This window comes from Moorena sp. SIO2C4, from assembly GCF_010672485.1.
In the GTDB taxonomy this organism is placed as follows: domain Bacteria; phylum Cyanobacteriota; class Cyanobacteriia; order Cyanobacteriales; family Coleofasciculaceae; genus Moorena; species Moorena producens.
Genome location: NZ_JAAHGN010000163.1, coordinates 1 through 9,892 on the forward strand (window position 1 = coordinate 1; position 9,892 = coordinate 9,892).

The 9,892-nt window shown below is 44.7% G+C and carries 11 protein-coding genes; 3 read left to right on the forward strand and 8 right to left on the reverse strand.

Annotated features, from left to right (window positions below):
- From F6K20_RS11415 to F6K20_RS11425, 3 genes are all read right to left on the reverse strand, one after another.
- The coding region (locus F6K20_RS11415) for a peptidoglycan D,D-transpeptidase FtsI family protein (protein WP_502708830.1) at nt 1-1,415 on the reverse strand (1,415 nt) is incomplete at its 3' end.
- A gap of 318 nt (nt 1,416-1,733) precedes the next feature.
- Nucleotides 1,734-2,267 (reverse strand): hypothetical protein, encoded by a 534-nt coding sequence (locus F6K20_RS11420; protein ID WP_008183217.1) that lies wholly within the window; start codon nt 2,265-2,267, stop codon nt 1,734-1,736.
- Between the two features lie 479 nt (nt 2,268-2,746).
- Nucleotides 2,747-2,998: a hypothetical protein gene (locus tag F6K20_RS11425; protein ID WP_008183220.1), complete on the reverse strand. Its 252-nt coding sequence runs from the start codon at nt 2,996-2,998 to the stop codon at nt 2,747-2,749.
- Between F6K20_RS11425 and F6K20_RS11430 the strand changes: the two genes are divergently transcribed.
- The 3 genes from F6K20_RS11430 to F6K20_RS11440 are packed head-to-tail and all read left to right on the forward strand — an operon-like array spanning nt 2,997 to nt 5,715.
- Nucleotides 2,997-3,296, forward strand: coding sequence for a hypothetical protein (locus F6K20_RS11430; RefSeq protein WP_008183222.1), 300 nt, complete (start codon nt 2,997-2,999; stop codon nt 3,294-3,296). The two genes, F6K20_RS11425 and F6K20_RS11430, sit on opposite strands and share 2 nt — an antisense overlap.
- Before the next feature lie 30 nt (nt 3,297-3,326).
- On the forward strand, nt 3,327-5,615 hold the full coding sequence (glgB, locus tag F6K20_RS11435) for a 1,4-alpha-glucan branching enzyme (protein ID WP_008183225.1): 2,289 nt from the start codon (nt 3,327-3,329) through the stop codon (nt 5,613-5,615).
- Nucleotides 5,584-5,715 carry a hypothetical protein gene (locus F6K20_RS11440; RefSeq protein WP_267873726.1) on the forward strand — a complete coding sequence of 44 codons (132 nt, stop codon included), beginning with the start codon at nt 5,584-5,586 and terminating at the stop codon, nt 5,713-5,715. Before glgB ends, F6K20_RS11440 begins: the two co-directional genes overlap by 32 nt.
- A 42-nt stretch (nt 5,716-5,757) precedes the next feature.
- Here F6K20_RS11440 and F6K20_RS11445 read toward each other — a convergent pair whose 3' ends face one another.
- The 5 genes from F6K20_RS11445 to F6K20_RS11465 form a co-directional block, all read right to left on the reverse strand.
- Entirely contained in the window at nt 5,758-6,366 is a 609-nt protein-coding gene (locus tag F6K20_RS11445) for a pilus assembly FimT family protein (RefSeq protein WP_287266565.1), read from the reverse strand.
- A gap of 570 nt (nt 6,367-6,936) precedes the next feature.
- Nucleotides 6,937-7,560: a type II secretion system protein gene (locus F6K20_RS11450; protein ID WP_287294720.1), complete on the reverse strand. Its 624-nt coding sequence runs from the start codon at nt 7,558-7,560 to the stop codon at nt 6,937-6,939.
- 267 nt (nt 7,561-7,827) lie between these two features.
- Nucleotides 7,828-8,802: a hormogonium polysaccharide secretion pseudopilin HpsC gene (gene hpsC / locus F6K20_RS11455; protein WP_287294722.1), complete on the reverse strand. Its 975-nt coding sequence runs from the start codon at nt 8,800-8,802 to the stop codon at nt 7,828-7,830.
- A gap of 54 nt (nt 8,803-8,856) precedes the next feature.
- Entirely contained in the window at nt 8,857-9,537 is a 681-nt protein-coding gene (gene hpsB, locus F6K20_RS11460) for a hormogonium polysaccharide secretion pseudopilin HpsB (protein WP_287294725.1), read from the reverse strand.
- 56 nt (nt 9,538-9,593) lie between these two features.
- Nucleotides 9,594-9,892, reverse strand: a 299-nt coding sequence (locus tag F6K20_RS11465; RefSeq protein ID WP_287294728.1) for a hypothetical protein, incomplete at its 5' end; no start/stop codon positions are given.

Consider the following 9,892-nt stretch of genomic DNA (forward strand, 5'->3'; position numbering starts at 1 on the left):
GTCCGAGTAGTGTTGGGGGAAAATACTCGTCTCGGTACCGGACGCCGTGGTTGCCAGTGGGGATTCCCTTTGGTGTCAAACAATCCCCGAACCACATGGGGAGTCACTAGCTTACCACCATTGGCAAGGGCACCTAGCATCTGAGTTAGCTGAATTGGGGTTAAGGAAAAACCTTGACCAAAGGAAGCCGTAGCTGGTTCAATTGGCGAAACTTTAAACTTGTACTTACTTTTGAGCTGTCCAGCGGTCTCAGCTGGTAACTCAATTCCTACTTTTTGCTTTAAGCCTAGCTTCTCTAACCAGTCATAGTAAACCTCAGGTTTCATCTTTCTGATCATCCGCACCATGCCCACATTGCTGGAATGTTGCAGAATCTTGCTGGGATTGATCATGCCCCGAGCGCCTACTGATTTATAGTCATGGTTGAGAATCGGCCATGCGCCAATTTGAATCTTGCCAGTGTCGTTGAACAAGCTTTGGGCTGTAATGGTACCAGTTTCTAATGCGATCGCAACGTTTAGGGGTTTGAATGTAGAACCAGGCTCATACAAGTCTGACAGCGCCCAATTTTTAAACAAACTCACATCGAATTTGGAGTACTGATTGGGGTTGTAGGTTGGCTCACAAACTAGGGCTAACAAGGAACCATTGTGTACATTCATCACTATGATACTGCCACGCTCTGCATTAAACTTCTTGATGGTTTGCTTGAGGGCAGAGCGAGCCGCTCGTTGCAGGCGAGTATCGATAGTTAGTTGTAGCCGCAGGTCATCAAGGTGCATGAATCCTTCTGGCACATGACCTGGCATCAAGGCTCCATTCCCAGCACGGCTCAGTCGGATGTTTCGGATCTCCCGTTCTAGGAACTTTTCTTGGGTGTATTCTAGACCCGCTTGACCCCGATGATCGAAAATGTTTACATAACCCACCACATCCGATGCCAATTCATTTTGGGGATAAAAGCGGGAGTATTGTCGAATCAACTCTAAACCATCTAAGTTCAACCGAGAAATTTGGTCAGCGATCGCTTCTGGGATCGTATTGCCCAAGCGAATACCACTCTTGCGTTTACCGAACCGCTCCTCCAAATCTGTTGGTGTTTTTTTGATCATCGGAGCCAGCAAAGCAGCAATTTCCTGTAAGGATTTTTTGAACAACTTCGGGTGAGCATACAATGTATAGACAGGTCGGTCGATGGCTAAAACATTCCCCTTCCGGTCAACAATAGGACGGCGAGGTACAAACGGCCGCATATATACCATTTGCTGCCGCCGTGCTTTTTCCTCTAGGGACGATCCCTCTGAAACTTGCAAACGGTATAAATTTAGCAACAGCCCACTGCCGCCTGCCATCATTATTACCCATATCATTAGCAGTCTCAAACGGTTGTTTCCCAGTGACTTACCGGGTTTCATAGGGGTTTACGTGACTATCATTGTTTAACAAATATACCTAAATAAATATACTTAAACAGACACACTTAAGTGACATACTCCCGACACTGGCCTATCGGCACAGTGCGGGCTTCTTACCAACACCACCCAAAGGTATCGGCTTTCGCCGACGCTGCGCGAACGGTTACTCGGTAAGCTTTATTAACGACACGGGATGCCCCTCCGCGCCGGAACAATACAAAAAGTCTTGCTTTTAGTTGGCAGGTGGCGGTTAGCTCTTAATTTATCTTCCCTACCATCTCTAGTCTATCACATTAGACCCTATGCCTAGGCACAAAACTAGTAACCCAGGGGTGTTATTTTCTTGGGTTTTGGCTCAGGAGGTTTGGTGAAAGCGGTAAATGGCTGGCGCTGAGGACGTTCAGGAGCTCGTTTCATAAAAATTGTATTACTTGGATTGGGAGTAACCAGCCCTGTAGCTGGATTTTCAGCCTGTTGAGCGAGTTGATCTTTGATCACTTCCGTTGTTGCTGTCATATTGCGCTCATCTCTTTGCAGCTCCTCTAGCTTACGATACTCTTGGCTCCATTGTTGCTGGCTGTAAACTGTCCAAGAATAAACCGTGACCGCAGTAGCAATTAGTGTAAATGTTACTAGATCTGAGCCACGTTTTAATAATAGTAAGGCTTTCAACAAAAATGGTGTTTGCTGCTGCAAAACACTCAGGTTTTCAACCTTTGGCTTAGGGTTTTTCGGTGACATCATAGTATGTGTGGGAGGTCGTGCTATCCTGGAACGTTTGTCTTTTGAAATAGCCAATGATTGCTGAGACCGATTTCTTTGAGTGCGAGCAGAGGGAGGAACAGCATTCATAAAAAACTCCTTAGTTATTGGAAACACCTATGGCAAACCGGTAACTTTTAATCAGGGCAGGAAAACTATCTGATGGCCGAGACTACTGACTGACTTTCTGATGGTGAACCAGAACAGGTGCAGTTCTTAACTGTTTCGGGGTTTGAGCCCGTGACAATGCCTATCCTTTGCCGTTGAAGCAAGACGTAACCAATGCCCATGCTAAAGTTACTGGCGGTAGATTCCTCCCCGTTTAAAGACCTAGTTCTAGAGCAAAGAAGTGGATATTTGACCCTAAGCTAGGAACCTTAACCCTTACCAGTAACCTAGACCTCTGAGGTCTTAGGCTGGTCAGCTAACTCAAGAAGCGCTGCTAACCAGGATTAACTTGGTAGCAGTTATTACTAGCTAGAAAGATGATGCTAGAACGCAACTATCTTAGCATCAGCTCAGATTCAGGAGGAATCCTTAGTTAGCGACAGACGGGGATTTGTGATACCCTAGGAATTATTAGTAAAAATCACAAACAAACCCCTGAGAAAACCCATAACCCTAGCCATCACCCTCAGGTTAGACCAAAACAGGAAACAAATGCGCAAAGTGTGCGCTCGGGTAGCGTGGCCGTAGGCCAATCCCATCAATGGAAATCCCTGTAAATAAATCACACAGCCAAGCTTATAAATCCAGACGCCACACCCACTCGTGAATCGGTTGAGATAGGATTTGATTAACGACTCAATCCTGTTGGTCATGGCTAAATTGTTGAAATTGTTAGGAATTGGCCTAGAATTAACTATCGCTATACTTCTAGTTAGACCAGCTTGGTGTTTACCACCTCCGGAGGATGTACCGGAAGAGGTGTTGAGAACTGAGATTATTATTGAAGCGCGATCGCCTCTTGATGGCAAGCCACTTAGTGCCGCTGAATACGCCCAACTGCAAGATGCCATAGCACAACGCTCAACCAAACCTGGCCTTGACCCCAAGATTAGAGAATTGATTTTTCTGCTGCAACTGAGCGATTTGTTTCGGACAATCCTTCCCTTCTAACGGTGATATTGCCAGACCTGTATACCCTTAATGTCTTCAAGAATTACTCCCGAACAAATTGACCGGATCGTAGGAAACCAACATCATAACCCCTTTGAGGTGCTTGGTTCCCATAAATTTGAGCAGGATGGTAAGGTTTGTTGGGTAGTGCGGGCTTATCTACCAAATGCAGAAGCAGCATGGGTACTTCTGCCAACGGAAAGGAAGTCTTACCCAATGCAATCGGTACACCATCCTCACTTCTTTGAGGTGGAAATTGAAATACCTCGGCTGGCTAATTACCAACTGCGGATTAAAAAAGGCGGACGCGAATGGGTTAGCTATGACCCCTATGGCTTCCGTTCTGCCAAACTAACCGAGTTTGATTTGCACTTATTTGCCGAAGGGAATCATCACCGCATCTACGAGAAACTGGGGGCTCATCCTACAGAAATTGATCGGGTTGAGGGAGTCTATTTTGCCGTTTGGGCACCTAATGCTCGTAATGTTTCAGTCATCGGAGATTTTAATGATTGGGATGGGCGTCAACATCAGATGCGCAAAGGAGCCACCGGTATCTGGGAACTATTTATTCCTGAACTGGGAGTAGGAGCAGCCTACAAGTACGAGATTAAAAATTCCGAAGGTCATATCTATCAAAAATCTGACCCCTATGGTTTCCAACAAGAGGTCAGACCGAAAACTGCTTCTATTGTTACCGACTTGGATGGCTATGAGTGGCATGATCATGACTGGATGGAGCATCGGCGTCACACTGACCCCTTGAGGCAACCGATTTCTGTCTATGAGATACATCTGGGCTCTTGGCTTCATGGGTCCTCAGCTGAACTTCCTCAGGGAGCAAATGGTGAAACCCTAACGGTGGTAACCGTTTCAGACCTCAAACCAGGAGCCCGTTTCCTGACTTACCGAGAACTAGCCCAAAAATTAATTCCTTATATCAAAGAATTGGGCTTCACCCATATCGAAATCTTGCCTTTGGCGGAGCATCCCTTTGATGGGTCTTGGGGCTATCAGCTTACCGGTTACTATGCTTGTACCTCGCGCTATGGTAGCCCACAAGACTTGATGTTTTTGATCGACCAGTGCCACCAAAATGGGATTGGGGTAATTTTGGATTGGGTCCCCGGTCATTTCCCCAAAGATGCTCATGGTTTGGCTTTCTTTGATGGTACTCATCTCTATGAATACGCGGATCCCCGTCAGGGTGAACATCAGGAGTGGGGAACCTTAGTCTTCAACTATGGCCGTAACGAAGTGCGGAATTTTCTGGTAGCTAACGCTTTGTTCTGGTTTGATAAGTACCACATTGATGGGATGCGGGTGGATGCCGTAGCATCTATGCTCTATCTAGACTATTTACGTGGGGATAGACAATGGATACCAAACCAGTATGGGGGTCGGGAAAATCTTGAAGCGGTGGATTTCCTCAGGCAAACTCATCACGTAATTTTTGGTTATTATCCTGGTGTTCTCTCCATTGCGGAAGAGTCAACGGATTGGCCGATGGTCTCTTGGCCAAATTATTTAGGAGGTTTGGGATTTAATCTGAAGTGGAATATGGGCTGGATGCATGATACCCTAGACTATTTTAGCATGGATCCCTGGTTTCGCCAGTTCCACCAGAATAATGTTACCTTCAGCATGTGGTACAACCATGCTGAGAATTATATGCTTGCCCTATCTCATGATGAGGTGGTTCATGGCAAGAGTAATATGCTCGGGAAAATTCCCGGGGATGAGTGGCTCAAGTTTGCTAATCTCCGCTGTCTGTATGCTTATATGTTTGCTCACCCAGGTAAGAAAACTCTATTTATGAGTATGGAGTTCGGTCAGTGGAGTGAGTGGAATGTCTGGGGAGATTTGGAGTGGGATTTGTTGCAATATCAACCCCATAAAAATTTGAAGCAGTTTATTACTGACCTGAATTATTTGTATCGTAGGGAACCAGCGCTTTATACTCAGGATTTTGACCAGGACGGGTTTGAATGGATTGATTGTAGTGACAATCGCCATAGTGTCGTGTCATTCATTCGCTATGCTCACGATTCGGAAGAGTTTATTGTGACAGTGTGCAATTTTACCCCTCAGCCCCATAGTCATTATCGAGTAGGAGTCCCCGAGATGGGATTCTACAAGGAATTGCTCAATAGTGATGCTCGCCAATACGGTGGTAGTAATATGGGGAATCTAGGGGGTAAGTGGACAGATGAATGGTTCTTCCACAATCATTACTATTCCCTAGATTTGTGTTTGCCACCCCTGGGAGTGTTAATTTTAAAGCTTGATGATCAGAAGACTCAAGCAGAGTTGCAGTAGTGGGGAACTTCTGGAAGTGTGGGGAGATGGGGAGATGGGGAGCCAGATCAACAACTTTTCAAAACTTTCCTGTATGGCTACTCCCGATTCCCGATTCTAAATTCTCAATTCTCAATTCTCAATTCCCAATTCCCTGCTGCCCTCAATAACAATATTTCTTACTGTTATTCGGTTTAGGATGATATCTACCCTTGCGCAGGGCTCCGATTAGGGTGGATACGTAAACGCAACGTTGGGTGGTGATATTGTTATTATTATTCTTGGTGATTAGGGTGATTTGTCCCAGTTGTCCGTTGGTGTTTCCTTTGTGGTTAAACTGGACTCGCCATGGTCCAGTATTTGAACAGTCTCCCTTTGGTTTGGCTAGGGTAGTTTCGGATTTACCTTTCTTATTTTTGTCTTTGTAGATGGCAATGGTAGGGCTTAGGCTATGCCAATGGACTTGATCTAAGATGCATGTTTTTCCCATCGCTCGGTGAATTGACCACTGGACAATACCATCTTGTTCTCGAAAGCTAGTTTGCCAGGTCGCTTTGTCTCGTTTGGCGTTGCTTTGGGCAATCCGCATGGCTCGGTAGATTTCGTCTTGGGCTATGTTGAGCTGCAGATGATTGATAAAGGTAAGCCAGCTGGGGGTTGCGATCGCAGCCAATATTCCAACTACTAACACGATCAGAATAGTTTCCAGTAGAGTGAATCCAGCGATCGCACCAGCTCGGGATTGATCGCCCTGTTGGCTATTGAATTGCATGGACTATCACCCTGATTTTAAGTTTGACCTTTGGTTTAATTGTGCCTAAGCTATCAGCTATTAGCTATCAGCGTGTCGCGTATCAGCTATCAGCTTAAGGCTGACGGCTGACGGCACCTCAAGTAGCGTGGCCAAAGGCCACGGCTGACGGCTGAATACTTACAATTGTTGCTTGATATAGTTTGATTTAATTTAATTTTTTGAACGACTAACAGGGAGAATGTTCTGAAAAAAAAAGACCTGAAATAGCGATTTCAGAACTTTTTCGGTTGTCTTTAGTTTAGCTTTATTGTTATTGGGAAGGGATTAGGGAGTAGGGAGTAGTTGCGTAGGGTGCGTGATCAGACGGGCTGGCACTCATTTTCCGCCTCGTCGTCAGCCTTTGCACAGCCCGCCCCGTAACGCACCACCGGGTCTATAAGCTAGTCTCCCAGACTCAACAAACCAGCTTTTTTGTCTACCACTAAGGGTCTTTCCTCTAGCCAGGGTAAACCCAACAAAACTTCAGTAATTTCTGTACCAGCTAATACTGGTATAGTTAATTCTTGACCATCTAGGCAAAACTCAGCACTATGTTGACTCAGGACATCCCTCTTTTCTGTCAGTTTCTAGGGCACCCAAGATAGTTCTTATTATTACACATCGCTTGGTTGCTTCAATAGGGTTATCTTTATCCTTAGAATCAGGAACAGCTACTACGATAGCTAAGCCATTTCCAATGTCTGGATCCTCTAGAACGCCCTGGTTATCAAAGGTAATGGTTTTATCGTCACTTAAACCCGATAATGTTCCGCCAGATTTGTTGTCATCAATTAGGTTTGTAGCAATCCAAACTTGGTCTGGTTTGACCCCTAAATCACCAACTAAACTCTGCCATTGAAAGGTCTCAGGTGTTTGAGCATTGCCCTGATTATCCTTAGCCTGATGAACAGCAGCTTGTGGATCATTGCCGTTCATCCTAAAACTAACGCTATAGCTGAGTTTCTTATTTTTAGCTTGTCGCTGGGCTTCTTGGATAACACTTAATACTCTCTCATTGACTTTACCCACTCGTTGTCGATTCACAAACGCCAGCCAGCTGGGAGCAGCAATTGAGGATAAAATTCCTACTAGTAATATAACTACTATTAATTCGATCAACGTGAAGCCAGCATCCTGATTTGGTTTCCGGCTTAGGGTTTTATGATATAACATTTTTAGTTGAGATGTAAACATATAATTAATAGAAAACGGTAACTACATAAAATGCTATAGCGTTTCTGATATTTATCAAGTACATTCAATCTTATTCCTCCATTCCCCCCTTATTAAGGGGGGTGAGGGGGGATCCTTACTCCCTACTCCCTAAAAAAACGTACCTCACCCAATTCCAAACTGCTATATTAGTTAATATTCAAGAAACCCCGTCCTTCAATTTGCATGGTTACACTAGGAAAATAGCGAGACCGGTCTTCTTTGTATTCATAGTCCTAAGAAACCCCGTCCTTCAATTTGCATGGTTACGGTCGGGAAATAGCTAGACCGGTTTGGTTTGTATTCATAGTCATTTGGATTATTTTTGAGCCGAGCTAAAGCATTCCCTATCAAAAATAATTGGGCAATTCTTTTTTCTGCATCCACACAAGCATAGAAGCCACCGTTTGGTTCACTTGGAACTAGCAAATAATTATTTGGACAATCTGGTGTTATTGCCGTTGCTTTGTTGTCAATGTAATCTACCAAGATTTGAGCTTTAGTAGTGTAAGGAGCATCCTCTTTTGTCCACTGATTCAATTTTTCCTTGAGGCTGTTTCCTTTCTTGCTAAGATCAAAGGATTTAAAGCCTGGGCTAGCAGGTATACCAACTTTATTTACTTTATTTGAAGTGACATCGATGATTTTATCATAAACTTCAAACCGACCAATTCTAGCAATATTTGACCACTTATCATTTTCTTCAGTGATTAAGTAATAGGCAACCAAAGCATAGACAAAGGTATCATTTTTATTGGTAAAGTCGCCAATGGTTTTGCCATTGACTTTGTCTTCTCTATAAAAATACTTCCGCTTCCAGAATACCAGCACAGGTTGACAGTTACCTTTGTTACAACCTGGTGCTGCAGCAACTGGTGGGATTTGGTCTTGGATTCCAGAGTCGTCCGCTGTTCCAGCATTGTCTCTTTCAACTCCAGAAGCATCATAGATATAGACCGCTTGCTCCAAGTCTCTGGCTATGTAGTCCATAGCGGCTTGGATTTCTTGTTCTGAGGTAGCTTTGGCTTGCTCTTTACGGTCTGTATCGACAATAGTAATCATAAATCTTAATAGTGGCGCGATGATCAGTACCGCCACAATCATAGCTACCAGGAGTTCAATTAAAGTGAAGCCGCCATGGTTGACTTTAGGCTTTTTGCTTTTAAGTTTATGGGCGAGTAACTTTCTGAGTGAGCTAATCATGGTTAGGGTTTTTGTTAGTAGTATTTGATAGTAATTACCGTATTCGTTACAAGATTATTTACAACCCCCTAGGCGCTGGCAAAAAAGGCTAAAATCGGGTTTACCTGTGGTAATTTCTGTAGTCATTTCTACTAGGGGGGCTTTGCGATCGCTTAATCCTGGTCCCCTGGCTTTTGCCTTAGCCCCCTTCTCACCAATGGTCAAGTCACCTTTATCCTTAAAGGCATCGGCTCGGTAAACCCGCACCCCCAGAAAGTAGCTTTTATCAATATTATTACTTGGGTCTCCTGATGAAGTGATACTCCGAAATGCCTGGATGATTAAGTCTCTTGGACTTTCACTACTACAGCCACCTTCATCGAGATCTATACAGTAAATACTGTTCTTCTTCTCATTTTCGCAATAGGCATTTTTGTCACAAGTCAAGTTTGATGGTTTAGGAGCCTCAGTTTTAGCAAAGTCACTTCTGTTTTTTCCATCCTCAAGTTCCATTTTTAATTCGTGTTTGGGATGTTCGATGGCTCCAGTCCTTACACCATCGATGTAGGCTCTAGCTGCTTGCACTCCTAGTTCTACTCGTCGCGATTGGACTCGATTGGCCACCCCTAAAACAATCATGGGTGAGATGCCAAGCATCAGAATAGTAATGATCAGCATTGCCATCAAGGATTCCATGATTGTGAAACCAGCATCTGATGATTGACAAAGGGGTTGTTGCTTCTGGGGATTGATCATGATTTAACTATTAATTATTAAGGGAGTCGAAATATGTAGGGTGGGCAGTGCTGGAGTTAGATTGATTTGCGTGCCATAGACTTGGATTGGCACTGCCCACCACCGATGGCAGTTGCGTAGGGTGTGTTAGGGGCGGGCTTGCCATTATTTTTCGCCTCGTAGCCAGTCTTGGGATAGTCCGCCCCGTAACGCACCACCCAAGGTTGGGTAGGCACTGCTCGGTTAATTTGGAGTGTCAGATCCCCCCTAACCCCCCTTAACAAGGGGGGAACCGGAGCCAGATGTAGATGTAGGGTGGGCAGTGCATCAGACCAATTCATTTTCTGGCAAATCAGGGTGGTAGGCACTGCCCACC

Coding starts and splice junctions, on each gene's coding strand:
- F6K20_RS11420 (WP_008183217.1), bottom strand. CDS start 2,267: ATGAATGCTGTTCCTCCCTCTGCTCGCACTCAAAGAAATCGGTCTCAG.
- F6K20_RS11430 (WP_008183222.1), top strand. CDS start 2,997: ATGGCTAAATTGTTGAAATTGTTAGGAATTGGCCTAGAATTAACTATC.
- F6K20_RS11425 (WP_008183220.1), bottom strand. CDS start 2,998: ATGACCAACAGGATTGAGTCGTTAATCAAATCCTATCTCAACCGATTC.
- glgB (WP_008183225.1), top strand. CDS start 3,327: ATGTCTTCAAGAATTACTCCCGAACAAATTGACCGGATCGTAGGAAAC.
- F6K20_RS11440 (WP_267873726.1), top strand. CDS start 5,584: ATGATCAGAAGACTCAAGCAGAGTTGCAGTAGTGGGGAACTTCTGGAA.
- F6K20_RS11445 (WP_287266565.1), bottom strand. CDS start 6,366: ATGCAATTCAATAGCCAACAGGGCGATCAATCCCGAGCTGGTGCGATC.
- F6K20_RS11450 (WP_287294720.1), bottom strand. CDS start 7,560: ATGTTATATCATAAAACCCTAAGCCGGAAACCAAATCAGGATGCTGGC.
- hpsC (WP_287294722.1), bottom strand. CDS start 8,802: ATGATTAGCTCACTCAGAAAGTTACTCGCCCATAAACTTAAAAGCAAA.
- hpsB (WP_287294725.1), bottom strand. CDS start 9,537: ATGATCAATCCCCAGAAGCAACAACCCCTTTGTCAATCATCAGATGCT.